This is a genomic window from Thalassococcus lentus (genome assembly GCF_028023555.1).
Taxonomy (GTDB): domain Bacteria; phylum Pseudomonadota; class Alphaproteobacteria; order Rhodobacterales; family Rhodobacteraceae; genus Thalassococcus_A; species Thalassococcus_A lentus.
On record NZ_JAQIOY010000003.1, the window covers coordinates 201,926 to 226,293 of the forward strand.

Here is a 24,368-nt window from a genome sequence, read left to right on the forward strand (position 1 = left end):
GCGCTTTTTTGCGGTACAGTTTGCAGGGGTCCCTGCTGTATAGGTTCGGCCATGGCAACCCGTCGGAAAACCAAATCGTCCAAGTCGACCCGGACGTCGTCCAAGCCGACAAAACGAAAGTCGCAATCTGCAAAAAAGCAGTCGCGGCCCTTTCGCCCGTTCAGGTGGTTGCTCAGACAAGGTTTCAAGTTGGGGGTTATCGTGGCTGGTTTCCTGATGGCGATGGTGGTGATCTATGCCGGGTTGAACCCTCCGACGACCCACACAATGTGGTCGGAAGGGCGCAGACTGGGGGCGCCGGTCGATCAACATTGGGTCGATGTAGACAAGATCGCCCCGGTCATGCTGCGCAGCGCGGTTGCAGCGGAAGATGCGAATTTCTGCAACCATTGGGGCTTTGATACTGATGCGATCCGCGCGGCGATTGCTTCGGGCGCGCAACGTGGCGGCAGCACGATCAGTCAGCAAACTGTCAAGAACGTCTATCTCTGGCAGCAACGCAGCTATATCCGAAAAGCGCTTGAGGCGATCATGACACCAGCGGTCGAAGCGGTCTGGTCCAAGCGGCGTATCCTTGAGGTCTATCTGAATATTGCCGAGTTTGATGAAGGTGTTTTTGGCATCGAGGCCGCATCACGGCACTACTTCGGGATTGGCCCGGACCGGCTCAGTGCGCGACAAGCCGCACTTCTGGCTTCTGTTTTGCCCAGCCCCAAGAAACGCAACGCGGCGCGGCCGACATCGTTTCTGGATCGGCGCGCGCGGGCGATTCAATCCGGAGCCGCGACCATCGCAGCGGATGGCCGCGCGGACTGCTTTCAGAACTAGGCGCGTCTGCCTCGGCAATTTCTGACGTGACGTTGCACCGTGACAGGGCGGGCGCGATGCTGTCTGTTGCAGCAAAAGAGGGAGGCCGACCATGAGCGATTATCCAAATCTTCTGGCACCATTGGACCTGGGATTCACCACGCTGAAAAACCGCGTGTTGATGGGATCCATGCACACCAATCTTGAAGAAACCGGAGACTGGAACCGTGTGGCCGAGTTTTACGCCGCCCGGGCGCGAGGCGGGGCCGCGCTGATGGTTACAGGCGGCATGGCGCCCAACCGCGAAGGCGGTGTATTCCCGGGCGCTGCGGGATTGTTCACCGACAAAGACATTGCCAACCATCGGATCGTCACAGATCGGGTTCACGACGCCGGCGGCAAAATTGCGATGCAGATCCTGCACGCAGGCCGCTACGCCTATGGACCGGAATGCGTTGCTCCGAGCCCGGTAAAATCGCCGATTTCGCCGTTCCCGCCAAAGGAACTGGATGAAGAGGGGATAGAAAAGCAGATCAGCGATATGGTGACTGCAGCCGAGCGCGCAAAAGAGGCGGGCTATGACGGCGTTGAGGTCATGGGGTCGGAAGGGTATTTCCTGAACCAGTTTCTGGTGACCCACACGAACAAGCGCACGGACCGCTGGGGCGGGAGCTATGAAAACCGGATGCGCCTGCCGGTGGAGGTTGTGCGGCGTGTGCGCGAGGCGGTCGGTCCCGATTTTATCGTGATTTATCGCCTCAGCATGATCGACCTTGTGCCGAACGGTTCCACCCACGACGAAGTGGTGCAACTGGCACAGGCAATCGAGGAAGCGGGCGCCACAATCATCAACACCGGGATCGGCTGGCACGAAGCGCGCATTCCGACAATCGCGACGTCTGTGCCACGGGCGGCGTTTGCTTGGGTGACCAAGAAGCTGATGAGCAAAGTCGGGATTCCGCTGATCACATCGAACCGGATCAACACCCCCGAAGTGGGTGAAAGCGTTCTGGCTGATGGATGCGCCGATATGGTCAGCATGGCGCGCCCGTTTCTCGCGGATGCTGATTTCGTGAACAAGGCCGCCGCGGGACGAGCCGCCGAGATCGCGCCGTGTATTGCCTGTAATCAGGCCTGTCTGGATCACACGTTTCAGGGCAAGGTCTCGAGCTGTCTGGTGAACCCACGGGCCTGCTATGAAACCGAGATCGTGATTGAACAGACCGACGCGGCCAAGCGCATCGCAATTGTTGGTGCGGGCCCGGCCGGGCTTGCGACGGCCATAACAGCTGCCGAGCGTGGCCATAGCGTCGTGCTTTTTGATCGCGCCGAGCAAATTGGCGGACAGTTGAACATGGCCAAACAGGTTCCCGGCAAGGAGGAGTTCTTTGGTCTTGTGGACTGGTTCGGCACTATGGTCGACCGGCATGGTGTTGAACTGCGTCTGGGAACAGAGGCGACCGTCGCGATGTTGCAGGACTTTGACGAAGTGATCATAGCCACCGGTGTAGTTCCGCGCGATCCGGGTATTCCCGGGCAGGACCACCCCAAGGTTCTGGGCTATGTGGATGTGCTGCGTCACAAGGCCGAGGTGGGCAAACGTGTGGCCGTTATCGGGGCCGGGGGGATTGGTTTTGACGTCTCGGAATTCCTTGTGACCGAGGACAGCCCAACTGAAAGCCTGCCCGATTGGCTGCGCGAGTGGGGCGTTACGGATCCTGCCGAGGTGCGCTCTGGTCTGGCCCCGGACGGCCCGCAACCGGATGCGCCGGCGCGTGAAGTGATCCTGCTGCAGCGCAAATCCGAAAAACCCGGCAAAGGTCTGGGCAAGACAACAGGCTGGATTCATCGCATGGGCTTGCAGATGAAGGCCGTGGAAATGAAAGCTGGCGTCAATTACGAGCGGATCGATGATGAAGGCCTGCACATTTCCTTTGGCGAAGCGCGTGAGCGGCCTGAAGTCATCGTCTGCGATAATGTGGTGCTCTGTGCCGGTCAGATCAGCGAGCGATCTTTGGCCGATGCGCTGGAAGCGCAGGGCGTTGCCTGTCACGTGATCGGCGGCGCGGATGTTGCTGCTGAACTGGATGCCAAGCGGGCGATTGATCAGGGCGTTCGGCTGGCTGCCGGGCTGTGACGCTGTGCGGCGCTATTCAGCACAGCTGAAGGCGCCCCGCCCACCGTCCCATCGGTTGCACTGACGGAACGTGGCAAAGATTGCTGTGGACCGGACATGTCGTCTGGCCCACAGCCCTGACCGACCCGCGGAGGGCCGGTCAGGTACACACCAAGATTACTCGGTAATTGTGATGGTGATCTGTTCGGACATGACCGGCGGGTTGTGCGGCACGTGGTAGAGATCACCAAAGACCATCTGCAAAGTATGCGTTCCTGCACCCAGTTCGAGCATGGTTTCGGTCTGGCCTTTGCCGAAGTGCTTGTGGTTGTCGTCGGCGGCGATGCCATATTCATTCATGTCAGCATCGTCTGAGCCTTCTCCGAAGGGGGCCCTGTTGATCAGCAGGTGATGATGGCCTGTATTCTCGGCCTCGGTGCCTGCAGGCGCAACGCCCATGCCGCTAAGGCCAAAGATGACCTTGACGGGTCCCTGAACGGTTGCGCCGTCTTCCAAATTGGCAAAATAGACCGTCGCGCCTGGTGCCGATGGTGTTTCGCCCGCAAAACTGGATGTGGCCATCAAGAGCGCCGTCGCCGCTGCCGCAAACATGAATCGTGAATTCTTCATTGTGATCTCCTCGCTTGTCGTGGACGCGATCCGCGCCCTATATGGATGAACACGTGAAGGGACGGGATTATTCGGCGCTTTTTCAAAAAAACTGGAAAACAGGCGATCGAAGATGGTCTGGGCGCGGTATTTCCGCGCCTATGGCGGTATTGCCTGGCTTTGACCGGCCGTCGCGATCTGGCAGATGATCTGGCGCAAGCCACTTGCGCCCGCGCCCTGGAAAAAGCCCATCTGTTTGACCCGGACACCCATTTGGATCGCTGGCTTTTTAGAATGGCGCAGCGGCTTTGGTTGAATGACATCCGAGCGCAAAAGGCGCGTCCAGTTGCCGCTGAAACAGATCCGGATGAAGTGGTATCCCTTCAATCTTCGACGGAAACGAATATTTTCGCGCGTGAGGTGTTTAGCAAGATAGAGACACTGCCCGCACCACAACGGGTGGCGATCTTGCTGGTATACGTCGAAGGATACACATATGCCGAAGCGGCTGAGGCTCAGGACGTTCCCATAGGAACAATCATGAGTCGTCTGGCGGCAGCGCGGCGAAAACTGGCTGAAGACACCGGAGGTGTGCAATGACACCGAAGCAGGCATTCACCGATGAAGAACTGACGGCCTTTCTGGATGGAGAAGCCCCGGCTGAGCTTTGCCAGAATATCGAAGCGCAGATGTCGCCCGAGCTCGAAGCGCGCATGGCGCTGCTGGATCGGGGCAAAGAACAGGCCATTCATGCGTTCGCTGCGGTTTTGAATCAAGCGCCGGACTGCGACCTGAGCGAAAGCGCTGTGCCGCATCCGGGCACAATGCGCCCTGCCGCGGTATTCGGTGGGCTGGGGCTGGTTGCCGGGCTGGTTCTTGCGCTTGGGCTGGGCACTTGGTTCGGGCAGCCAGCCGATACCTCGGCAGAGCCTTGGCATGTGGAGGTCGCGGCTTATCACGCGCTCTATGTTGAGCAGACATTGAATGCGGCCAACATGACGGCTGAGGAAAACGCGCAGCGGTTGCAGGCCCTGTCGGCCGTTTTGGGCAGAGACCTTTCCGCCGCCGCCGAGATCGAGGATCTGAAATTCGTGCGCGCCCAGCAATTGGGATTCGAAGGGGCACCGCTGATCCAGATGGCCTTTCTTGCAGATGATGGAACCCCTGTAGCGCTTTGCATTTTGCGCCAGCAAGGCGGTGCGCAGGATGTGGCGCAAACCAACCTCAAGGGAATGAGCGGCGCAAGCTGGGCGGACAACAACCTGCGGTTCTTCTTAATTGGCGGAAATGATGGCAATGCAACCAAGAGGCAAGCGGATGCATTTCATGCTCTGCTTTTGGGGGCCTAAAAGCCGGTTTCAGCGTTTCCATGCCACAGACAGAGCAGGCAATTACCCCGGTATTGTCCGCAAGGTGCCCAAGTTGCGCCCTTTTTGACCCACATACACGATGCCAACGGAACAACCCGATGGAGACGTGAATGGATCGTCTGACTGAAATGGAAGCCTTTGCCACAGTGGTGGATCAAGGTGGATTTACCGACGCGGCAAAGAAGATGGGGATTTCGAAATCCGCTGTCTCGAAACATGTCTCGTCGCTTGAGGCCCGACTGGGCGCCCGACTTCTGAACCGCACGACACGACGAGTGAGCCCGACCGAAATTGGTCTTGCTTACTATGACCGTGCACGCCGCGTTCTGAATGATGCGGGCGAGGCGGACGCGCTTGTGACCTCAATGCAATCTGCGCCGTCTGGTCTTTTGCGGATCAGCGTTGCGACGGATTTCGGTGTGAACCATCTGTCACCTGTGTTGGGTGAGTTCCTGGCAGAGTTCCCCGATATCACCGTCAACATGGTCCTGAACAACCGCTACGTCGAATTGATCAGCGAAGGCTTTGATATGGCTGTGCGTATTGGTGAGCTGGAAGACAGCACCCTGCGCGCCCGTAAGCTGACAGAAACGACCAAGCGTATGATCGCCGCGCCAGCCTATTTTGAAAAATATGGCCGCCCGCAGCGCATCGACGATCTCAATGAGCACAAGCTGCTGCATTATTCCAATCAGGCGTCTGGCAATGTCTGGAAGTTGACCGCACCTTCGGGCGAGAAGCGTCAGGTTCGTACAGCCGGATGGCTGAGCGTCAATGACGGTCAATCCTTGCTGAATGCCTGCATCGCGGGTCTCGGCATCGCGTATCTGCCGTCCTACCTTTATGCCGATGCGATGAAGCAAGGTCTTGTCGAGGATGCGATCCCCGATCTTCCGATGGAAACGCAAGGCATCTATGCGGTCTACCCGCCGGGCCGATTTACCCAGCCCAAAGTCCGCGCCTTTATCGACTTTCTGGTGCACGAGTTGGCCGAAAAAGGCCCGGCCAACTGGTAAACGCATCAGCGAACAGGTTCTTCCCCGCCTTGCAAAGAGGCTACCTATTAACCCCGAAGCTCGTCTTCGGGGTTTCTTTGTTTTTGGCCAGCCACTGAGATGGACTGCATCCCTTCAGCCGTGAAAATTCGCGATTGAAATTCGACTTGGTGTTAAAGCCCGAATTCAACCAGGTATCCGTGACGCGGGCGCCTTGCATCAATTGCGCGCAGGCATGGTCGATCCGATGCCTATTAATGAACCGAGAGACGTTTTCACCGGTGGTGCGGTTGATCGCGGCTGACAGGGTTTTGCGCGGCAGGCCCATGCGGCGGGACAGCCGATCAAGCGACAGATCGGGATCGAGAAACAACTGCGTGTCGTCCAGAAGTCCGGCAAGCGCTGATGTGATCTCGGCATCGCGTTCCGAGGTGTCCAATTCGGGTTCGTCCATTGGATCATGAATTCCAACAGCTACCCTCGCTGTCTCGGACGCTCGAAGCGGGTCGGGCGGTTCCAGTTCAGGGCTGAGCGCGACCCAGCCAAGCAACACAAAAATCGCTGTTGTGGCAAAGCTGACGATCCAGGGTTGCAGCCAGGCATTGCTGGAGACATGGGCAGCCAGAATAGCCATGTCTGAAAGGGCCGAGGCAAGAAGCGCAGAGCCGATCAGGCGCCAGACCTTGCCGGGTATGTCGCCTGATCCCAAGCGCGTACGAGGCAGGGCGTCCGGACCTGCGCCTGCCTTTCGCAGAATTGCCACGCCATATCCGGCAAACAGTATTGGCACCAAAAGGTCGAGCGCGTTCGGCAAAACGACCAAGCTGCAAAGCGCCAATATTAGCCCCAACACGTGAACCGTTTCGCGTTTGCCCACCGGTCGCAAAGCGCTGTGCACAAAGCAGACATATGCAAATCCCGGAACAACAGAGGCGAGCAGCGGTTGCAATGGCCGCAACTCGTTCAGCCCGTAGTGCTGCACGAGACTGAGCAAAAGGCTTTGAAGCGCACAGAGCCCGACCAAACCGGCCAGCATTCCGCTTCGCCCATCCCGCATGGCGAGATGCAGAGCGAGAACAGACAGCAACACGGCTGCAAACAAAGGAATTGGAAAGGTCGGCATCATCGTCGCGGCACGTCCAATATTAGGCACGGGTCCAAAAACCGGTTTCAGGACCTGCCCGGACCGGATTTAGGGCGCGGGCTTGGCACTTGGTGACCAGATTGACCTCAGTCTTTCAGTCAAAGGAGTATCGACGATGAAATCTCTTGTCACCATCCAGTCCGCAGCCTTGGTTGCCCTTTCCTCTGCCGCGTTTGCAGAGCCCTTTGCCGGGGTCATGGATATCGAGATCGACGCGCCTCATCATGGGCGCAGCATGAGCGGGGCAGTCTGGTATCCGGCGCAGCAGATTGGCCAGCCCGAGGTCTATGATGAAAACGCAGTGTTCTACGGCACCGAAGTGCTGCGCGATGCGCCGCTGTCGCCGGGCACCTATCCGGTTGTTGTGCTCAGCCACGGGCTTGGCGGCAATATCCGCAGTACAATGTGGCTCTCTGCGGCCTTGGCGGCCAAGGGCGCGCTGGTTATCAACGTGAACCACCCCAACAGTTCTACCTGGGACATGAACTTTCAGGCCGGGTTGGAACATGGCACCCGTGCGCGCGATTTGTCCGTTGCTTTGGATTGGTTGCAGACCTCCGAGTTTGCAGGCGCAATGAGCGACGAAATCACAGCCGCCGGTTTTTCATATGGTGGTTGGACGGCGCTTTCGCTGGGCGGTCTTCGTGGCAATCACGAAGGTTATGTCCAAAGCTGCAGACAGGCTGATGGCCGCTCCACGCACTGTGCGGACATTGAAAACGCCGGCGTTGATCTGGCTTCGCTTGATGTCGAGGCTTGGAATGCTGCTTATCGCGATGCGCGAGTGACCGGTGTGATTGCCGTTGATCCGGGGTTACATTGGGGCTTGACCTCGAACGAGGCCGCGGCTTTGGCGGTGCCGGCGATGATGATCGGTTTGGGCGAAGGTCAGGATCGTCTCTTTGCCACTGATTTCAGTGTCGCAACAGGCAGTGGCTTTGGGGCCTTGGTGCCAGATGCAGAACAGGTGCTGATTGCGCCCGCCCGGCACTTTTCCATGCTGCCCCTTGCAAGCCCGCGGGTGAAGCAATCCTGAAGGAGGAAGGGGAATATCCTGTGTGCTCTGACCCCGAGGGCATGGATCGACGCGCCTTTCACGCTCAGATCATAGATCTGTTTGCGCAGCGGCTCGGGCTCTGAGTGTTGCCGATGCCTTATTGAGTCGAGATCAGAACCGCTTCGACACGGCGGTTTAGGTCTCGGCCTTCTTCGGTCAGATTGCTGGCGATTGGGGACAGGTATCCCACTCCGTTTGCTCCGATTTGCGCAGCAGGCGTCTGATGTCGGTCGCGCAGGTAGTCGACAGCCGCCTGCGCCCGTTTGCGCGACAAACCCTGATTGGCTTCCAACGATCCGGTTGCGTCCGTATGTCCGACAAACAGGATCCGTCGCCCCGGGTTCGCGCTAAGATAACCCGCGATCGCATCAAGAGAGGCAACAGAGCCGTCGCCCAGCGATGATGACCCGCTTTGAAAGAGCATGTCGCGTAGAATGGCATGCCCGTCACGTTCCAGCTGAACCGCTATATCGCGACTGTCTTCTGGCAAACTGGGTTGCGGTGCGGCCGCATCGGTGGCGGTGCGGCCTGCGGCATTTCCGGCGCGCACGATCTGGACATATCCTGCGGTTTCATCGCGGCTGGCCAGCAAGGTGATGCCGTTGCCCTGTGCGTTGCGCAGCGACACAAAATGATAATCCAGCAGGTTCACATACATCGCAGGGGCCGGAAGCACCGGCAGGGCAAACCGAAAATCAAACCCGCCGCAATCGATCGCGGTGCAATCGACCAGAACATTGAATCCTTCTGAGGTCAGTTGTTCGCGCAATGGCGTGATTAGCTGCAAAGGGGTCAGGCCCGACGCGTCGATGCGCCAGCTTCGGGTTGAAACACGGCCTTCGATCCGTTCGGACGTGATGCCAATGTCAGGGCGCCAGACATCTGTTGGCAGGCCATAGGCTCCGGGGTCGCGAACCACCGAGGCCGTTCGGGTTGCGCCATTTGGCAGGGACAAGTCCTGAGCGCGGACTGGATTGGCTGCCAGTCCCAGAACCAGCAGCGCCGCCAGTGAGGCGAATTTAGCGCGAGCGCGCGTGGTATTCATCATTGGGCCGCATATCCGTGGCGCTGGCCACGCGGTTGGTCATGTTGAAAAAGCCCGTGACATTCGCAATGTCCCAGATGTCACGGTCCGAAAAGCCTGCGTCACGTAGCGCTTCACGATCAAACTCCGCCACCTCGGCTGAGGTCTTGGTGACTTTTTCCGCAAAGGACAGCATGGCGCGGTGCCGATGTGACAGGTCTGCCACACGCCAGTTCATCACCAGCATCTCGCCCAGTTTCGGATCGCCAGAGAGTTCGCGCACGGCCTGGCCATGGGCTGTCAGGCAGTAGAAACACTTGTTGATCGACGACACCACAACCGCAATCATCTCGCGTTCAAGCTTGGTCAGCCCCGAGTCCGCCAGCATGAGGTCATTGTACATCGCGGTAAAGGCATTCAGCTTTTCGATGTCAAAGGCATAGGCGCGCAGGACATTGGGCACCATGCCCAGCTTGTCCTGACAGATGTCGAAATACTTCTGCGTTGGCTCGGGCAGTGGGTCCACTATGGGCAAATCCAGCGCTGTCGGACGATTTTGGGTCATGATTCCTCGGTCTCTTTGTCGGGCAGAACGCGGTAGTGATAGTCTCCCACGATCTGCATGCCTAGGGAAGCGTAGAGCGCATTGGCCCCAGTGTTCGCTTTTGTGCAAAGAACCGCCAACCACGGGGCGCGATGCTTGGCGGCCCAAAGTGCGGCGGCGCGCATCATCCACCCGCCCAATCCTTTTTGGCGATGCTCCGGCGCGATCTCGACCGCATGCACCATCGCTATTCCGTCATAGAGTGCGCAAAATGCAGCGCCCGCAGGCCGGTCCGAGACCCGCCCGAAAATTGCGGTCTTCGGGCCTTCCGCGCGCTCCATGACGGCCAGTCTGGCGGGGCCGATGCCTCCCGCTTCCCATAGCTCGCGCATGATGGCCAAAGGCTCCCAGATGGCAAAGGCCGTGACCGGTGGCAGTTTGCGATCTGTCAGCAAGCCCGTGTCGCATACCCACAGGTTAACCGGATCTTTCTCTACGTATCCGCGGTCCGCCAAACGCTGATCCAAATCGCTGTCGTTCTGAGTCAGCATGAAAATCGGACGCTGCCCCATAAGCTGCATCGCTTTTTCAGCGGCTCCGATATCTTGTTCCGCAATCGCGCCGCGCGCCGTGGCGGCAGAGACCCTTTGGCCGCCGCCTCGTCCTTCGCGCAGCACCCATGGCCCGGCCTCGACTGTTGCGGCTGCGGGCCACGTTCCGTCAATGGCTGCGATCATGCGCGCAAGAGAAGGCGTCTTGTTCATTGGGCAAACAGCGCCGACAGTTCCGCCATGGCGGCATCGACACGCGCACCATCGGTGCCGCGTACAACGATGTTCGCCCCGTAGACGCCGTCTTTTTGAAATGGATACGATCCAAACTGCAGATCATCGTATGTATTGGCCAGTTCGCCCAGCGGTCCCGCGATATCGCCCTCTCCACGATACACCCGAAGTGTTTGGCTGAGCAGCGGGGCACCGCCTGTCAGGGTTGGCAGCACAGAAGCAACCATCGCCTGAAAAACCGAAGGCACCCCGGCCATGACGTGCACGTTGCCGATGGTAAATCCCGGCGCCACGGATACCGGATTGTCGATCAGTGTGGCCCCGTCTGGAATGCGGGCCATGCGAAGTCGCGCTGTGTTTAGTTCCGTTCCCTGCCGTTCGTAGTGCGCAGCCAGCAGGGCGCGCGCGTCATCGCGCACGTCGATGTTCACGCCAAAGGCTGCGGCAACGCAATCCGCGGTGATATCGTCATGGGTCGGGCCAATACCGCCCGAAGTGACCACAGTGCCGTATTGCTGGCGAAGCGCGTTCAGAGCGTCGATAATGGCTTGGCGGTCGTCGGACACAATGCGCACTTCGCGCAGATCAATACCGAGCTTGGTAAATTCGCCAGCCAGATAATGCATGTTGGCATCGCGCGTCCGGCCAGAGAGGATTTCATCTCCGATGACCAACATGGCTGCCGTTGGATTCGCCATAGTGCTGCTCCTTGCGCGAGTGTCTCAGTTCGGTATAGGCCCGCTATCATGCGCTTTCAAACCGATCTCATCCCCGCCGTGCTGATACGCCGCTATAAACGGTTTCTCGCTGATTGCCGATTGGACGCGGACGGACGCGAAATCACGGCCCATGTGGCCAATCCCGGTTCGATGCTGGGCTTGGCACAAGAGGGCACGCGCGTGTGGCTGGAGCCGAATGACGATCCTAAGAAAAAGCTGAAATTCGCTTGGCGACTGGTGGATCACGGTGACGGCCATTTTACTGGCGTCGATACAGGCGCGGCCAACCGGGTGTTGAAAACTGCGTTGATCGATGGGCGGGTCGAAGGGCTTGGTGGGTATGATTTGGTGCGCCCCGAGGTGAAATACGGTGAAAACAGCCGCATCGATTTCCTTCTGACCGGGGAGGGTCGCCGTGACTGCTATGTGGAGGTCAAATCGGTGACGTTGTCGCGCCAGCAAGGTCTCGCGGAATTTCCCGACAGCGTCACGGCCCGGGGTGCCAAGCATCTGGCGGAATTGGCCAAGATGGCCGAGGCCGGACACAGGGCGGTCATGCTGTATCTGGTGCAAAGAACAGATTGCAGCCGGGTCACGTTGGCTGCGGATATTGATCCGGCCTATGCGGCGGCGTTTGATCGAGCCAGCAAAGCCGGGGTCGAGGCAATCGCCCTGGATTGCACGTTGTCGCCCGAAGGCACATTCCTAAATGGACCGCTGCCGTTCAAAGCACCCTAGTCTGGCGCGCTCAGTTTGAAATCGCCGTCATAGGTGTAGCGCTTGATCGTGACGTCCGTGCCACCTTCGGGTTGGTAGTGGGCAAAGGCTTTGTGTTCTTCCTGCAGGATCAATCGATTGGTGGTCGGATCAATGTAGCTGGTGTAGGTCGCACCAAAATACGTACCATCGAAGTTCGGCCCGGTTTGGGTTTCATAGCGATATGCAAGAAGGCTCTGCCCGTCCTTTTCGACATGGCCGAGGCATTCCGCTTCGGTCAGATTTTGTGCCAGAGCATCACGGTTGGCCTTGTGAAAGGCCTCGAGATCTTCTGGCAGGCTGCTTGGCAATTCCGTCCAAGGTCCGTCCGGGCCGGGCGCGGACCATGTTTGGCGATTGATGGACAGGTAAACTGTCTGGCCTTTCAGACGGTTCATCGCCCGCATCGGGGTATCGAATGTGGTGATATATTCGAACTTGATCGCGCCGGACGCATCATAGACCGTCGTTTCATAGCGGTAGGGCGGTTGAACAAACGGATCCAGTGGTCCGTTGTCGAACAGCGCGACAATTTCATCGTAGCAGGGATCGGCCTGACCCATGGTCGCGGTCGAAAGGCACAGCGCAACCAGCAGGGCTGATCCGGAGTGCAGCTTTGAATGGCAATGAGACATAATTTTAACTCATGGTTTAAAATAAGATCAGAATACCGGACGCGGACTGTCTGACAACTGTTGTGACAGAGCCGCATCACAGACTGGCCAAGGCGCGGCAAACGCACTAGATAAAGCCGCAATCGTTGAACGAAACGATCGTATTACGGAGCAGGTTCTGTGAACAAGGATTCAGGTGGCCGGGTTACCCGGGACGGCATACGCATCTACGACCCGGTGGATTTTGCCGGAATGCATCGCGCGGGTGAACTGGCGGCGCAGATCCTCGATGAGGTGGCAGATCATGTGTTTGTCGGCCAGACGACAGGCGCGATCGACGACTATATCCGCAACCGGGTGAATGATGCTGGCGCCACGTCGGCCACGATAGGCTACAAGGGCTATCAGCACGCAAGCTGCATCAGCGTGAACCACGTGGTGTGCCATGGCATTCCCGGCGACAAGAAACTGAAGGATGGTGATATCCTCAACATCGACGTCACCGTGATTGTCGATGGATGGTTTGGTGATACCAGCCGCATGTACGTGGCCGGAAAACTCGCGCGCAAGGCCGAGCGACTGATCCAGGTGACACACGACAGTCTGATGAAAGGGATCGAAGCGGTCAAACCGGGCAATACCTTTGGTGATATCGGTCATGCGATCCAGACCTATGTCGAGGCGAACCGAATGTCCGTTGTACGGGATTTCTGCGGTCATGGGCTGGGCCGCGTTTTTCATGCGCCACCCAACGTTCTGCACTATGGACGCGCTGGCACAGGCGCGGTTCTCGAAGAAGGCATGTTCTTTACCATCGAACCCATGGTGAATCTGGGGCGGCCGGAAACCAAGGTTCTGGCAGATGATTGGACCGCTGTTACGCGTGACAAAAGCCTTTCCGCGCAGTTCGAGCATTCTGTTGGCGTAACCGCCAACGGAGTCGAAATCTTTACGCCTTCCCCGGCGGGCCGCTTTCATCCGACCTATGGGTGAACCCGCGTCCTGGCGCTGTACCGGCTGTGCCGATGGTCGGGGCGCTGTGCCAGCAACCAGGCGATTGCCGTGAACATTGAAACGCAGTCACCGCAAAACGCAGGGGCCGCCTGGCCGCTTATTGCTGTGCTGTCGGCCTGCAATTTTGTAATTGGCATGGGCGCCTTCATGGTCGTCGGAATGATCGAACCGCTGGCTGACGGGCTTGGGGTGTCGGTTGCCACGGTTGGTGGTCTGATGACCATCTATGCGCTCGGATACGCCATTTTGTCGCCCTTGCTGGTTTCGCTGAGTGGCAGTATCGGGCGCAGGCGGGTTTTGGCCTTTGGTCTGTCGGTTTTTGTGGGTGCCAGTCTTTTGGCGGCCGTCTTTCCTGTGCTTGGTGCACTTTACCTGCTGCGCATCATTGCCGCGGCGGGGGCTGGTCTGGTTACACCGGTAACATCGGCGATTGCTGCCGGGTTGAGTGCGCCGCAGGAGCGGGGAAAGACACTGGCCGCCGTGTTCTTTGGCCTGACGTTGGCGCAGGTGCTGGGTATCCCGGTTGGCAGTTGGATTGCCTATACCTACGGCTGGCGCATTGCCTTTGTCATGGTTGCACTGTTGGGCTTGCCCTGCATTTGGCTGGTCTGGACGAGAGTACCAGCCGGGTTGACCTTTGCGCCAACCAGCCTGCGTGATCTGGGCGGGGTCTTGCGTGATCCGGTCTTGATGGGCAGCACACTGTTCACGGCCAGTTTCCTTGGCGCGATCTATGTCCTGTTCACTTACATTCCGCCGTTGCTTGCGCAGGAAATGGGTCTTGGGCGAAACGGGATTGCAGCGGTTCTGCTGGTGTTTGGCGCCGCCGCAGTGGTCGGCAATCTGGGTGGTGGCTGGCTTAGCGATCGCATCGGCGCTGTGCGAACGCTTGCCCTGCTGTGTTGCGGACAAATTGCCTTGATGCCAGTGTTTTCGGCTTTGCCGCTGCCGTTCTGGACGGTCCTGACGATGGTTTTTTTCTGGTCTGGCATGGGCTGGAGCTTTGCCGCGCCTCAACAGATGCGGTTGGTCACCATGGCGCCGGACAAGGCACCTGTGTTGCTCGCGCTGAACGCGGCCGCCATTTACATCGGTATCGCCATTGGATCGGCTGTCGGCGGGGTAGTTATTTCCATTGCGGGATTGACCGCGCTGGGCGCTGTGGCTGGCATCTTGATGCTGGGCGCATTGGCCCATCTGTTGTGGTCACATCGGGCCGCCAACATCCGCCGGTCAAACGGGTGAGCGTCTTCGAACAGTGTTGATTGGTGCTCGTCGGCCGCATGAGGCCAGCAGACCCCATGCAGCCTGTGTTGTTCAACCCGGCGCGATCACCACTGCCAGGTAGCTGGAATAAAGCGATAGGCATCCCCATCGCGCATGACATGGCCGACCCCCGGGAATGGGAAGTGGTAGCCGATTACGGCCATCCGGTCAGTCGCCGCCATGTCCAGCAACCTTTTACGGGTCGCAACGGTCTGTTCGCCGTCCATGTCGAATTCATTGAACCAGTCGGGATGGGCAAAGTTGGTCCAGGCATGGGACATGCTGTCGCCCAACGCGATCAGTTGCTGTCCATTGGATTCGACCACCAGCGAAATGTGCCCGGGGGTGTGACCCGGCGTCGAGATCGCCCGGATACCCGGTGCGATTTCCTGTTCATCGCCAAGAAGGGTCCATTCGATCCCTTCTGCGGTGATCGAATTCTGAGCGCCAACAACGAACTGCTGCATGGCCGGTTCCACACGATCCACAAGACCGTCCTGCATCCAATGATCGCGCTCGGTGCTACCGATCAAATATTCCGCATCCGGCAGGATGGGTTCGTCAAAATCATCCCGAATGCCCCAGATGTGATCGGGGTGCGCATGGGTAATGACAACATGAGTGATCGAGCTGGGATCATGTCCGGCGTTTTCCAGATTTTCGATCAGTTTTCCGGTTCCGTCCAGCCAGCGCGTGCCGGACCCGACATCAACCAGAACCTTGGCATCGCCCAGTTCAACAACCATGTGGTTGGTGTGGGAATAACCCACATCCGGTGACAGATAATGCGCCTCCAGAAAGGCTTTTACTTCGTCGCGGTCGGCATTCACACCCAGCCCGCCGGTTGGCATGCTGAAGTGACCGTCAGACGCGATCGTGATCTTGGCCTCACCCAGCGAAAAGGAAAAATGCCCCGGATTTCCGTTTGCTGGTCCACCCAATGAGGCTCGGGCCGCAATCGGAAGTGTGAAGGCAGGCATCGCTGCCGCCATCGTTAGAATATCACGGCGGTTTGGTTTGAAGAGCGACATGAGACCTCCCAAAATCATGTATTCGAATTTGAGTATATACAGGGGAAATCGGTTCGACCAGTGCCAAGGCCTCTGTTAGTCGGGCGTAGGGTCTTCCCATTGCCGCCATAGTGCCAACAGCAGCGTTCCGTGACTGGCGGCGCTGGCGCAATCTCCGATCAGCACGGGCCCGGATTTGGGTGGGGAGGGCCTGTCGGTGACTTCGGCGCGCGAAAACGCCGGGTGTATAGGTAGGGCGATCTGCATCGCGGCTGTATAGCACAGAATTCAGGATCAGGCTAAGCGCGCAGCAATGTCACCACGGTGTCTCCATACGCGCGGGTCTCAAGTAGTGTGAAACCCGTAGGCGGTGTTTGCGCCGCGTTTTCTTCCCAGACAACAAGGCAGTCGGGCGCCAGCCAGCCCGCGCTTGCGGCGGCGGATAGCGCCTTGGCACCAAGATCCTTGCCATAGGGTGGATCGAGAAAGACAAGATCACAGGCTTTGTCTGCGGGCGGCAGTTTCAGCGCGCTGCGACTGATGACTTTGGTCTCAGACCGTGCATCCAACAGGGTGATGTTTTCCCGAAGTAGCCTCTGCGCGACCCGGCCGTCGTCTACAAAGGTCACGTGGCTTGCTCCTCGGGACAGCGCCTCCAGTCCCAAGGCACCGGTTCCTGCGAAGAGATCCAGTACAGTGGCATCCGTGAAGGGGTCACCAAACCGGCCACCATTCAGCATGTTGAACAAGGCTTCGCGCACACGATCTGTTGTTGGGCGCAGATGCGCTGCCGCATCGCCCTTGCCAACAGATGCAAGTTTACGTCCGCGATATTGTCCGGCGATGATCCTCACGCTTTCAGCAGGGCCTTCAGATCGATGTCCGGGTTACCCACGGCGTCCGGGTCGGGTGATTTGTCAGCTTCGATCAGCCGTTTGCCGACCATGTAGGCCCGCGGGTCGTTCATCGCGTCCAAGGCAAGCAGGCGATCCCCGCTATAGTACCAATGGGAAAGCGTCTCATCGCCCTGTCGCACCACAATCCGATCATATCCGGTGCTCAGTCCGGCGATCTGCAATTTGATGTCATACTGATCCGACCAGAACCAGGGTTTGACCACGTATTCGCGGCCCGCGCCCATAATGTTGTCGGCCACCAATTCGCCCATGTCGATGGCGCCGCCCACAGACTCCAGTCGCATTTGTCCAGCCGGGGCGGGGAACGATGCGCAATCGCCAGCAGCCCAGATCGCAGGATCAGACGTCTGCCCCTGCGCATTTGTTGCGATTCCGTTGTCTACTGTCAGGCCTGCCGCTTCGGCCAGTTCTGTGGCCGGGGTGATGCCAACACCGACAATGGCGAAATCAATCTCGATCGACGTCGCGTCGGTCAGCACCGCGCCGTCAACGTGATCGTTGCCTGTCAAACGCTCCAATCCGACACCTTCTCGGATATCGACACCATGTTGCTTGTGCAGGGTTCTGAAAAATTCCGAGGTTTCCGGCGCGGCCACCCTTTGCAGGATGCGTTCGGCAGCTTCGACCAAAGTGACTTTGAGCCCCAGTTTGGCCGCCACCGCTGCCGCTTCCAGTCCGATGTAGCCGCCGCCGACGATCAAGACACGCTTGCCCGCCTCAAAACGTGGTGCCATTGCATCTGCATCAGCCAGTGTGCGCACCTCAAGCACACCGTCCAGCGCACCGCCAATGGCTGCGGGCAATCGGCGCGGGATTGAACCGGTGGCCAGAACCAAATCAGTGTATTCGAGCGTATCAGAGCCGACCGTGACGGTTTTCGCGTCCGGATCGATGGAATCCACACGCGCGTTTGTGCGGACCGTTATGGATTGATCCTCGTAGAAACTGGCCGGCCTGAGGAACAGCCTGTCCAAATCCATTTCGCCAAGCAGGTAAGCCTTGGACAGGGGCGGGCGCTGATAGGGCAACGCGGGTTCTTCGCCGATCAGGGTGATTTGTCCATCGAACCCCTTGGCGCGCAACCGGGCCACACAGGACGAGGCCGCCTGACCACCACCGACAACCACTACATGAGACATCCGCTTCCCCATTTCCCTTTGCCTTTCGAAGCCTATAGTCCCAAGCACAGGAAACGCAAAGCAAGGAGCGACAAATCTATGGCAATTTCCGAAGGCGATACGCTGCCCGACGCCAACTTGACCCGTATTGGAGACAGCGGTCCCGAACAGGTGAGCATCAGTGCGCTGACCAAAGGCCGCAAAGTCATCATTTTTGCAGTACCCGGAGCCTATACGCCGACCTGCCATTCCGCACATGTGCCAAGTTTTGTCCGCACCAAGGATGATCTGGCGGCCAAGGGTGTGGACGAGATCATTTGCATCTCGGTCAACGACCCCTTTGTCATGAAAGCCTGGGGCGAAGCGACCGGCGCTTCCGAAGCCGGCATTACCATGCTGGGTGATCCTGAATCAGCGCTGACCACCGCAATTGGTATGAATTTCGATGCGCCGCCTGCAGGTTTGATGGCCCGTTCCAAGCGCTACGCCATGCTTGTGGAAGACGGCAAAGTGTCCGTCCTTCACGAGGAAGAAGGTCCCGGTGTTTGCGAAGTAACTGCCGGTGAATCAATGCTTGCTGCGATCTGATTGATCGCGGCTCGGGAACTCCGGTGCCAGCGCGCCGGGGTTCCCAGACTTTCAGAGACTGTCCATCTTGCGGGCCAGTTTCGCATCCAATGCAGAAATTCCGCCGACATCATGGGTGGTCAGAGAGACGTTTACAGTTTTGTAGACGTTTGACCATTCCGGGTGGTGGTTCCATTTCTCGGACCAGAGCGCGGCGCGGGTCATCCATGCAAACGCCTGTGTGAAGTCATCAAAGACAAATGTCTTGGAAATCGCGTCGCGGCCTTCGACCATGGCCCAGCCGTTTTCAAGCAGTGGCTGCAACAACGTCTCGCGGGCGGTGTCTGACAATAGCTCGTTCATTGCTGCTCCTCTTGGTTTGTTTTGCGGAACGGACCGTATGCGGTCAGTATTTCGATATCTTCGTCTATCGCCGCGCGCTCGGCATCAAGATAACGCGCAACAGCATCGGAAAAGCCCTGATCGGCAATCCAGTGCAAAGAATGCGTCTGAACCGGCAGGTATCCGCGTGCCAGCTTGTGGTCGCCCTGCGCCCCTGCTTCGACCCGGGCCATACCGTGTTTTATCGCGAAATCGATGGCCTGATAGTAGCAGGCTTCAAAGTGCAGACAGGGATGATCTTCGACGCAGCCCCAATACCGACCATAGAGCACATCCCGACCGATCACGTTCAACGCTCCGGCAATCTCCTGTCCGTCCCTTGAGCACATAACCAGCGCCAGATCATCCCGCAGGGTTTCATGTGCAATGTCGAAAAACGCGCGGGTCAGGTAGGGCGTTCCCCATTTTCGTGCGCCGGTGTCCTGATAGAAGACCCAGAACGCATCCCAGTGTTCGCGTTCAATTTGATCCCCGGTCAGCATGCGGATCTCGCCGCCAAACGCCTGTGCCCGCGCGCGTTCCTTGCGGATTGCCTTGCGCTTGCGCGAATTGAGCGAGGCAAGAAATGCATCGAAGTCCGCGTAGTCGTCATTGATCCAATGATACTGAGTGGTCACGCGCCGGAGCAGTCCCATGTGCTCGCCTGCAATCGCCTCGGCCTCGGTGCAAAACGTTGCGTGTATCGACGACAGTTCATTGTCGGACGCGATTTGAACCGCACCCTGAACCAAAGCGGACAGCCCCTGTGCTTCATGTCCCGGACGCGTCAAAAACCGGCGGCCGGTTGCCGGGGTGAAGGGCACTGCAATCTGAAACTTCGGGTAGTACTGACCACCCGCTCTTTCGAAAGCATGGGCCCAGTTGTGATCAAAGATGTATTCGCCCTGACTGTGGCCTTTGCCGTACATCGGCGCGACAGCGATGATTTCTCCATCCAGTTCCACCACCAGATGCCGTGGCTCCCAACCGGTGCCAACCCCGACAGATCCGCTGTCTTCAAGCGCCTTTAGAAAGCGATGTGTTGTAAACGGGTCATTTGGGCGACCGCCGTCTGCGGCCTCGGGACAGGCGCAGGCATCCCAGTCTTGCGCATCGATTTGTGCAAGAGAGGTCAGAACATTCACGGTCAGGGTTCGCGATTGGGCAGGGTCAGTCATGGCCGTTCATTATTTGGCCTGCCGGCCCGAGGCTTCAAGCGGCATACCCCTCGAACGTGACATTATCGACGATCTGGCGGGCATTTGCCTCTTGCTCGGGCGAACGGATCGTCCAGCAGAGCAAGGGAACGCCGCGCGATTTGAGTTCTGCCAAGGCTGGATTTTGCAGATCCTTGACGTCGTGACTGACAAAGCTGGACCGCGTTCGATCGAAATCAGGGATGTGTCGCAGATGATCCCGCACGGCGGCTGGCAGCGTGGGCCAGTCTTCGGCAGTGTATCCCGCCGTGGTCAAACCCCGCGGCACGTCGGGCAGCAAATCGGCCAAAGCTGCGACACTGTGAGGATTGAAGGACATGACCGCCATCGGGCCGTCATACCCGCGCAAGACTTGCGCGGCGGCGGCTTCGAGTGTTCCGACAGCAGGACCCATTGCGCCGTCCTGATCCTTGAATTCGATCAGCAAAGGCGTGCGGCCATCCACGAGATCAAGGACCTCGGCCAGTGTCGGGACAGCTTCGTTCCCATGCAGCAGCGGAATTGAAGCCAGATCGGCCGCGCTCTTTTGCCGGATCGGGCCCGGTTCGCCAGTCAGCCGTTCCAGCGCATAGTCATGAAAGACCATGGCCACGTCATCGCCCGACAGCTGAAGGTCGAGTTCAATGCCGTAGCCCGCCGTGATCGCGGCCTCAAACGCCGCGCGGCTGTTTTCCGGTCTCTCCTGTGCAATGTCGTGATAGCCACGATGTGCCACAGGTCGGTCGAGAAAGGCCGCCGGCAACATTGGTGGAAGGGTCCTATTCAACCTCAAAGATACCTTCGATTTCGACCGCGACATTGAAAGGCAACGCCGCTGCGGAAACAGCAGACCGCGAATGCCTGCCCACGTCTCCAAGGATATCGACCAGAACGTCGGATGCCCCATTGATGACCTTGGGCTGATCGGTGAAATCGCCTGCGGAATTCACAAAGCCGGTCAGCTTTACGACCCGTTTCAGCTTGCCCAAGTCACCGCCACAAGCGGCGCGTACCTGTGCCAAAAGGCTGAGCGCGCACAATTGTGCGGCTGCCGCGCCCTCTTCAACACTGAGATCCGTGCCAACTTTTCCGGTGACAAAGGCGCCATCTTTCATGCTGATCTGGCCGGAGACAAAAAGCATGTCGCCGCTGCGCACATAGGGCACGTAGTTGGCGGCAGGGGCAGGGGCGTCTGGCAGCGATAGACCCAGTTCATTCAGGCGCGCGTCGATGGCATCGGTCATGGTTCTCTCCTTCGTTTTGCCGAAGGCTAGAGCGCATTCAACGCGGTGAAAACCGCAATTCCGACCTAAGTTCAGCTTTCGCGGAAGGCCTTGGCAAAATAATCGGTGAATGGTTTGACCAGATAGGCCAGAGGCGTGCGGTCTTCGGTCCGGATAAAGGCTTCGACGGGCATGCCGGGAATCAGGCTTGAACCTTCGGGCAGCCGGTCAATTTCGCCATCCTGCAACACGATTTCCGCGCGGTAATAGCGAACACGGCTGGTTTCATCCTCGAAGGCATCGGCCGAGATTTGAACAACGCTGCCGAACAGTTCCGGCGTTTCGCGCTGGTCCAAAGACGAAAACCGCAAGCTCACCTCTTGATCGACAAACAACTGGTCGATGTGGATCGGTTCGACCTGAGCTGCGATCACCAAAGGGCGATCCTGGGGCACAAGGAACATGACCGGCTCTGCGGGGCGGATTACCGAGCGCTGGGCAAAGACTGTCATGCCATAAACGATCCCCGAGACAGGCGCGGTGATTTCCATCCGGCTCAGACGTTCCTGAATGGCCCGACGTTGTTCGGCCAGCTCGCGCTCGCGAAACTGCAGATCGCGCAGATTGGTAATGGCCTCTTCGCGCCGGCGGGTTTCCAGTTTGAGGATTTCAATGTCCAGCTCGGTGATGCGTCCTTCGGCCTGTGCCTTTTGGGCGGTCAACTCACCGACGCTGCCCAACAGGCGTGCCTGTTCGCGTTGCAACGAAAGAACGCGGCTGGCCTGCGCCAGTCCTTTGTCCAGCAACTGCTGCTGATCGGCCAATTCCTTTTCGATCAAAGCCAGCTGTTCGGTCAGCGCCTTTTGCTGAGCGGAAATGCCCGTCACCTGATCGGCAATCTGGTCGGCCCGTTTGGCCAGTTGTTCGACCTCTCGGCCAACGCTGTCCAGCCGCGCAACAAACAGGTTGCGCTGGCCTTCGACCAACTCTGCCACTTCTGGATCAAGCGTGGCCCGTTCAAGCAGCGCCGGATCAAAGGCAATCTCTTCGGCATTGTCGCGTTCGGCCTGCAACCGGCCACGCCGGGCCAGTGTTTCAAAGTACTGGCCTTCAGCGATCGCCAGTTCAGAATCCAAAAGCGTTCTGTCGAGACGCAAGAGTGTGTCGCCCTGAGCGACAGTGTCACCTTCGTCGACGACGATTTCAGCGACAACGCCACCATCAGGGTGCTGGATGACCTGACGGTTCTGATCAACCTCGATAGAACCTGAGGCGATGATCGCCCCCGAGATGTTTGTGGTTGCGGCCCAAGTGCCAAAGCCGCCCACCAGAATGCCCAGTGCCACCAGTCCGGTGATCATGGGGACGCGCAGCGGAAAATCCTTTGAGGTGGTCATTGCATGCCTCCGGGCTTGGCGCTTTTGCGGATCTGCTGATGGTTCTGAACAACCTTCTGCAAGACTTCATCGCGCGGGCCGAATGCTGCTCGTGCGCCGCCTTCAAGCATCAAAAGCGTGTCGCATTCTTTGATCGCAGCTGGGCGGTGCGCCATGATCATCACGGATTTTCCCTGTTCTTTGAAGTTTCGAATGGCCTTGTTGACGGCTTCCGAGCCTTCGTTGTCGAGGTTGGAATTCGGCTCATCCAGAACCAGAAGGACGGGATCACCATACATGGCCCGAGCCAGACCAATCCGCTGCATTTGACCGCCGGACAGGCGCCCACCAGCCGCGGTGACCCGGGCATCATAGCCGCCGGGAAGTTTCAGGATCATCTCGTGCGCGTCTGCCTTTTGCGCAGCTTCGACGATCTTTTGCGGGTCTGGTTCCGGTGACAGCCGGGCGATGTTTTCGGCAATGGTACCGTCAAACAGGGTCACGCGCTGAGGCAGATAGCCAATGTGCTGACCCAGAACATCGGTTTCAAACTGGTCCAGCGCCGCGCCGTCCAGACGGATCTTGCCGCCAGCAGGGCGCCAAACACCCGTAACCGCGCGGGCCAAAGTGGATTTGCCGGAACCCGATGCACCGATGACGCCCAGTGCCTGTCCCGGCTCGATTGTAAAGCTGACCAGCCTCAGCGAAGCCTGCTGTTCACCGGGTGGCACGACGGTCAACTGTTGCACGTCCAGTTTTGCCTTGGGCTTTGGCAGCGCTGTGCGCTGGGGCTCAACCGGGGTTTCCGTCAGAAGTTGAGAAAGGCTGGACCAGCCTTTGCGCGCACGCTGAACAAGCGCCCACTGGCCAATCGCCATTTCAATGGGTGCCAATGCGCGGCCCATCAGGATGGAACCGGCAATCATCGCACCCGGTGTCAGTTCACCCAGAAGAACAAGATATGCGCCTAAACCCAGCATTGCCGACTGCAGGAACAGACGGAAAGTCTTGGTCATCACGGTAAAGGTGCCGGTCAGATCAGCGGCGCCAATCTGTCCCTTGAGCGCATCCGAACGCGCGCCCATCCAACGCCGGAATGCGTCGCCCCGCATGCCCAGAGCCTGAACCATTTCAGCCTCGGAGCGGATTTGTTCCGAGGTCCGCTCGGCGGCCATGACGGCCATGTTCGACTTCAAGGTTGGGTTCTTTGTGACCCACTGGTTCACGACGGTCACACAGATCAGAACGATCCCGCCCGCCAGCGCCAGCAAACCCAGCCACGGGTGGAAAATGAAAATCGCAAAGATGAAAAACGGCGTCCAGGGAATGTCAAAAAAGGCCATGAGAACAGGCGACGACATGAAGCGCTGCACGGCTTCGAGATCGCGCAATCCGGTCTGGGCCAGTTCATCCGGTTGCACAGCCGAGCGGCGCATGACCGCGTCAAAGACCCGCAAATCCAGCGTGGATTGGAATCTGGCGGCGACGCGGCCCATAACCCGCCCGCGGACATAGTCGAGAATGCCCATCATCCCGTAGAGAAAGACCACTAGGACAGACAGCGCGATCAGCGTGGCAACCGAGCGGGACCCCAAAACCCGATCATAGACCTGAAGCATATACATCGGGCCAGTCAGCATCAGCAGGTTTACAAAGAAGCTGAAGATGGCGACGAACCAAAAATACGGCCGCCCCTGACGCCGAGCTGCGCGCAGTTCATCGCGTCCGCTTTGTCTGTTGTTCATGCTCATCTTACTCGC

The 24,368-nt window shown here is 58.6% G+C and carries 26 protein-coding genes; 10 read left to right on the top strand and 16 right to left on the bottom strand.

The features are described 5' to 3' along the window. The first annotated feature begins 216 nt into the window (after positions 1-216). Together mtgA and PFY00_RS10000 are read left to right on the top strand one after the other, a co-directional pair. The gene (gene mtgA, locus PFY00_RS09995) at positions 217-828 is read left to right on the top strand and encodes a monofunctional biosynthetic peptidoglycan transglycosylase (RefSeq protein ID WP_408648461.1); all 612 of its coding nucleotides are present in this window, start codon (positions 217-219) and stop codon (positions 826-828) included. Between the two features lie 91 nt (positions 829-919). Continuing rightward, positions 920-2,944: an NADPH-dependent 2,4-dienoyl-CoA reductase gene (locus PFY00_RS10000; RefSeq protein ID WP_271432413.1), complete on the top strand. Its 2,025-nt coding sequence runs from the start codon at positions 920-922 to the stop codon at positions 2,942-2,944. A gap of 156 nt (positions 2,945-3,100) precedes the next feature. On the opposite strand, the gene PFY00_RS10005 is transcribed toward PFY00_RS10000, so the two are convergent. Then, on the bottom strand, positions 3,101-3,553 hold the full coding sequence (locus PFY00_RS10005; RefSeq protein ID WP_271432414.1) for a DUF4399 domain-containing protein: 453 nt from the start codon (positions 3,551-3,553) through the stop codon (positions 3,101-3,103). A 159-nt stretch (positions 3,554-3,712) separates the two neighbouring features. Here PFY00_RS10005 and PFY00_RS10010 point away from each other — a divergent pair, with 159 nt between their 5' ends. The 3 genes from PFY00_RS10010 to PFY00_RS10020 all read left to right on the top strand — a co-directional run bounded on the left by PFY00_RS10010 (position 3,713) and on the right by PFY00_RS10020 (position 5,918). Continuing rightward, complete coding sequence (locus PFY00_RS10010; RefSeq protein WP_408648458.1) at positions 3,713-4,132, top strand: RNA polymerase sigma factor; 420 nt, start codon at positions 3,713-3,715, stop codon at positions 4,130-4,132. Further along, a complete protein-coding gene (locus PFY00_RS10015; protein ID WP_271432415.1) occupies positions 4,129-4,881 on the top strand; it encodes a hypothetical protein in 753 nt (250 codons plus the stop codon). The genes PFY00_RS10010 and PFY00_RS10015 overlap by 4 nt, the downstream gene beginning before the upstream one ends. Before the next feature lie 131 nt (positions 4,882-5,012). Then, positions 5,013-5,918, top strand: a complete 906-nt coding sequence (locus tag PFY00_RS10020) for a LysR family transcriptional regulator (protein ID WP_271432416.1) — start codon at positions 5,013-5,015, stop codon at positions 5,916-5,918. 40 nt (positions 5,919-5,958) lie between these two features. Here PFY00_RS10020 and PFY00_RS10025 read toward each other — a convergent pair whose 3' ends face one another. After that, on the bottom strand, positions 5,959-7,023 hold the full coding sequence (locus PFY00_RS10025) for a helix-turn-helix domain-containing protein (protein WP_271432417.1): 1,065 nt from the start codon (positions 7,021-7,023) through the stop codon (positions 5,959-5,961). Between the two features lie 133 nt (positions 7,024-7,156). On the opposite strand from PFY00_RS10025, the gene PFY00_RS10030 reads away from it, so the two are divergent. Next, on the top strand, positions 7,157-8,077 hold the full coding sequence (locus PFY00_RS10030; protein WP_271432418.1) for an alpha/beta hydrolase family protein: 921 nt from the start codon (positions 7,157-7,159) through the stop codon (positions 8,075-8,077). Between the two features lie 118 nt (positions 8,078-8,195). Here PFY00_RS10030 and PFY00_RS10035 read toward each other — a convergent pair whose 3' ends face one another. Genes PFY00_RS10035 through PFY00_RS10050 form a run of 4 tightly spaced genes read right to left on the bottom strand, consistent with a single transcriptional unit; the run spans position 8,196 to position 11,149 of the window. Then, a complete protein-coding gene (locus PFY00_RS10035) occupies positions 8,196-9,146 on the bottom strand; it encodes an OmpA family protein (protein ID WP_271432419.1) in 951 nt (316 codons plus the stop codon). After that, the gene (locus PFY00_RS10040; protein ID WP_271432420.1) at positions 9,118-9,687 is read right to left on the bottom strand and encodes a peroxidase-related enzyme; all 570 of its coding nucleotides are present in this window, start codon (positions 9,685-9,687) and stop codon (positions 9,118-9,120) included. Before PFY00_RS10040 ends, PFY00_RS10035 begins: the two co-directional genes overlap by 29 nt. After that, positions 9,684-10,403, bottom strand: coding sequence for a GNAT family N-acetyltransferase (locus tag PFY00_RS10045; protein WP_271432421.1), 720 nt, complete (start codon positions 10,401-10,403; stop codon positions 9,684-9,686). The genes PFY00_RS10040 and PFY00_RS10045 overlap by 4 nt, the downstream gene beginning before the upstream one ends. 23 nt (positions 10,404-10,426) lie before the next feature. Next, on the bottom strand, positions 10,427-11,149 hold the full coding sequence (locus tag PFY00_RS10050; protein WP_271432422.1) for a competence/damage-inducible protein A: 723 nt from the start codon (positions 11,147-11,149) through the stop codon (positions 10,427-10,429). Between the two features lie 48 nt (positions 11,150-11,197). Between PFY00_RS10050 and sfsA the strand changes: the two genes are divergently transcribed. Further along, positions 11,198-11,908, top strand: a complete 711-nt coding sequence (gene sfsA, locus PFY00_RS10055; RefSeq protein ID WP_271432423.1) for a DNA/RNA nuclease SfsA — start codon at positions 11,198-11,200, stop codon at positions 11,906-11,908. Here the strand turns inward: sfsA and PFY00_RS10060 are convergent. Continuing rightward, positions 11,905-12,561, bottom strand: coding sequence for a hypothetical protein (locus tag PFY00_RS10060; protein ID WP_271432424.1), 657 nt, complete (start codon positions 12,559-12,561; stop codon positions 11,905-11,907). The two genes, sfsA and PFY00_RS10060, sit on opposite strands and share 4 nt — an antisense overlap. 159 nt (positions 12,562-12,720) lie before the next feature. Here PFY00_RS10060 and map point away from each other — a divergent pair, with 159 nt between their 5' ends. Beyond that, positions 12,721-13,533, top strand: coding sequence for a type I methionyl aminopeptidase (map, locus tag PFY00_RS10065; RefSeq protein WP_271432425.1), 813 nt, complete (start codon positions 12,721-12,723; stop codon positions 13,531-13,533). A gap of 69 nt (positions 13,534-13,602) precedes the next feature. Further along, complete coding sequence (locus PFY00_RS10070; RefSeq protein WP_271432426.1) at positions 13,603-14,799, top strand: MFS transporter; 1,197 nt, start codon at positions 13,603-13,605, stop codon at positions 14,797-14,799. Positions 14,800-14,885: 86 nt separating this feature from the next. Here PFY00_RS10070 and PFY00_RS10075 read toward each other — a convergent pair whose 3' ends face one another. The 3 genes from PFY00_RS10075 to PFY00_RS10085 form a co-directional block, all read right to left on the bottom strand. Next, complete coding sequence (locus tag PFY00_RS10075; protein WP_271432427.1) at positions 14,886-15,851, bottom strand: MBL fold metallo-hydrolase; 966 nt, start codon at positions 15,849-15,851, stop codon at positions 14,886-14,888. A 278-nt stretch (positions 15,852-16,129) separates the two neighbouring features. Further along, positions 16,130-16,684, bottom strand: coding sequence for a 16S rRNA (guanine(966)-N(2))-methyltransferase RsmD (gene rsmD, locus PFY00_RS10080; protein ID WP_271432428.1), 555 nt, complete (start codon positions 16,682-16,684; stop codon positions 16,130-16,132). Further along, on the bottom strand, positions 16,681-17,886 hold the full coding sequence (locus PFY00_RS10085) for an NAD(P)/FAD-dependent oxidoreductase (RefSeq protein WP_271432429.1): 1,206 nt from the start codon (positions 17,884-17,886) through the stop codon (positions 16,681-16,683). The genes rsmD and PFY00_RS10085 overlap by 4 nt, the downstream gene beginning before the upstream one ends. Before the next feature lie 78 nt (positions 17,887-17,964). On the opposite strand from PFY00_RS10085, the gene PFY00_RS10090 reads away from it, so the two are divergent. Continuing rightward, entirely contained in the window at positions 17,965-18,453 is a 489-nt protein-coding gene (locus PFY00_RS10090) for a peroxiredoxin (RefSeq protein WP_271432430.1), read from the top strand. A 51-nt stretch (positions 18,454-18,504) separates the two neighbouring features. Here the strand turns inward: PFY00_RS10090 and PFY00_RS10095 are convergent, their stop codons facing one another. The 6 genes from PFY00_RS10095 to PFY00_RS10120 form a co-directional block, all read right to left on the bottom strand. Next, positions 18,505-18,795, bottom strand: coding sequence for a 4a-hydroxytetrahydrobiopterin dehydratase (locus PFY00_RS10095; protein WP_271432431.1), 291 nt, complete (start codon positions 18,793-18,795; stop codon positions 18,505-18,507). Further along, on the bottom strand, positions 18,792-19,991 hold the full coding sequence (locus PFY00_RS10100) for a GNAT family N-acetyltransferase (protein ID WP_271432432.1): 1,200 nt from the start codon (positions 19,989-19,991) through the stop codon (positions 18,792-18,794). Before PFY00_RS10100 ends, PFY00_RS10095 begins: the two co-directional genes overlap by 4 nt. Positions 19,992-20,025: 34 nt before the next feature. Further along, a complete protein-coding gene (locus PFY00_RS10105; RefSeq protein ID WP_271432433.1) occupies positions 20,026-20,775 on the bottom strand; it encodes a glycerophosphodiester phosphodiesterase family protein in 750 nt (249 codons plus the stop codon). A 13-nt stretch (positions 20,776-20,788) separates the two neighbouring features. Beyond that, entirely contained in the window at positions 20,789-21,253 is a 465-nt protein-coding gene (locus PFY00_RS10110) for a RidA family protein (protein ID WP_271432434.1), read from the bottom strand. 71 nt (positions 21,254-21,324) lie between these two features. Continuing rightward, a complete protein-coding gene (locus PFY00_RS10115; RefSeq protein WP_271432435.1) occupies positions 21,325-22,629 on the bottom strand; it encodes an HlyD family type I secretion periplasmic adaptor subunit in 1,305 nt (434 codons plus the stop codon). After that, on the bottom strand, positions 22,626-24,359 hold the full coding sequence (locus tag PFY00_RS10120) for a type I secretion system permease/ATPase (protein WP_271432436.1): 1,734 nt from the start codon (positions 24,357-24,359) through the stop codon (positions 22,626-22,628). Before PFY00_RS10120 ends, PFY00_RS10115 begins: the two co-directional genes overlap by 4 nt. Between the last annotated feature and the right edge of the window lie 9 nt (positions 24,360-24,368).

Bases quoted from the DNA above. Each gene is read 5' to 3' on its own strand.
- mtgA (WP_408648461.1), top strand. From the start codon at position 217: ATGGCGATGGTGGTGATCTATGCCGGGTTGAACCCTCCGACGACCCAC.
- PFY00_RS10000 (WP_271432413.1), top strand. From the start codon at position 920: ATGAGCGATTATCCAAATCTTCTGGCACCATTGGACCTGGGATTCACC.
- PFY00_RS10005 (WP_271432414.1), bottom strand. From the start codon at position 3,553: ATGAAGAATTCACGATTCATGTTTGCGGCAGCGGCGACGGCGCTCTTG.
- PFY00_RS10015 (WP_271432415.1), top strand. From the start codon at position 4,129: ATGACACCGAAGCAGGCATTCACCGATGAAGAACTGACGGCCTTTCTG.
- PFY00_RS10020 (WP_271432416.1), top strand. From the start codon at position 5,013: ATGGATCGTCTGACTGAAATGGAAGCCTTTGCCACAGTGGTGGATCAA.
- PFY00_RS10025 (WP_271432417.1), bottom strand. From the start codon at position 7,023: ATGATGCCGACCTTTCCAATTCCTTTGTTTGCAGCCGTGTTGCTGTCT.
- PFY00_RS10030 (WP_271432418.1), top strand. From the start codon at position 7,157: ATGAAATCTCTTGTCACCATCCAGTCCGCAGCCTTGGTTGCCCTTTCC.
- PFY00_RS10035 (WP_271432419.1), bottom strand. From the start codon at position 9,146: ATGATGAATACCACGCGCGCTCGCGCTAAATTCGCCTCACTGGCGGCG.
- PFY00_RS10040 (WP_271432420.1), bottom strand. From the start codon at position 9,687: ATGACCCAAAATCGTCCGACAGCGCTGGATTTGCCCATAGTGGACCCA.
- PFY00_RS10045 (WP_271432421.1), bottom strand. From the start codon at position 10,403: ATGATCGCAGCCATTGACGGAACGTGGCCCGCAGCCGCAACAGTCGAG.
- PFY00_RS10050 (WP_271432422.1), bottom strand. From the start codon at position 11,149: ATGGCGAATCCAACGGCAGCCATGTTGGTCATCGGAGATGAAATCCTC.
- sfsA (WP_271432423.1), top strand. From the start codon at position 11,198: ATGCGCTTTCAAACCGATCTCATCCCCGCCGTGCTGATACGCCGCTAT.
- PFY00_RS10060 (WP_271432424.1), bottom strand. From the start codon at position 12,561: ATGTCTCATTGCCATTCAAAGCTGCACTCCGGATCAGCCCTGCTGGTT.
- PFY00_RS10075 (WP_271432427.1), bottom strand. From the start codon at position 15,851: ATGTCGCTCTTCAAACCAAACCGCCGTGATATTCTAACGATGGCGGCA.
- PFY00_RS10085 (WP_271432429.1), bottom strand. From the start codon at position 17,886: ATGTCTCATGTAGTGGTTGTCGGTGGTGGTCAGGCGGCCTCGTCCTGT.
- PFY00_RS10090 (WP_271432430.1), top strand. From the start codon at position 17,965: ATGGCAATTTCCGAAGGCGATACGCTGCCCGACGCCAACTTGACCCGT.
- PFY00_RS10095 (WP_271432431.1), bottom strand. From the start codon at position 18,795: ATGAACGAGCTATTGTCAGACACCGCCCGCGAGACGTTGTTGCAGCCA.
- PFY00_RS10100 (WP_271432432.1), bottom strand. From the start codon at position 19,991: ATGACTGACCCTGCCCAATCGCGAACCCTGACCGTGAATGTTCTGACC.
- PFY00_RS10105 (WP_271432433.1), bottom strand. From the start codon at position 20,775: ATGTTGCCGGCGGCCTTTCTCGACCGACCTGTGGCACATCGTGGCTAT.
- PFY00_RS10110 (WP_271432434.1), bottom strand. From the start codon at position 21,253: ATGACCGATGCCATCGACGCGCGCCTGAATGAACTGGGTCTATCGCTG.
- PFY00_RS10115 (WP_271432435.1), bottom strand. From the start codon at position 22,629: ATGACCACCTCAAAGGATTTTCCGCTGCGCGTCCCCATGATCACCGGA.
- PFY00_RS10120 (WP_271432436.1), bottom strand. From the start codon at position 24,359: ATGAGCATGAACAACAGACAAAGCGGACGCGATGAACTGCGCGCAGCT.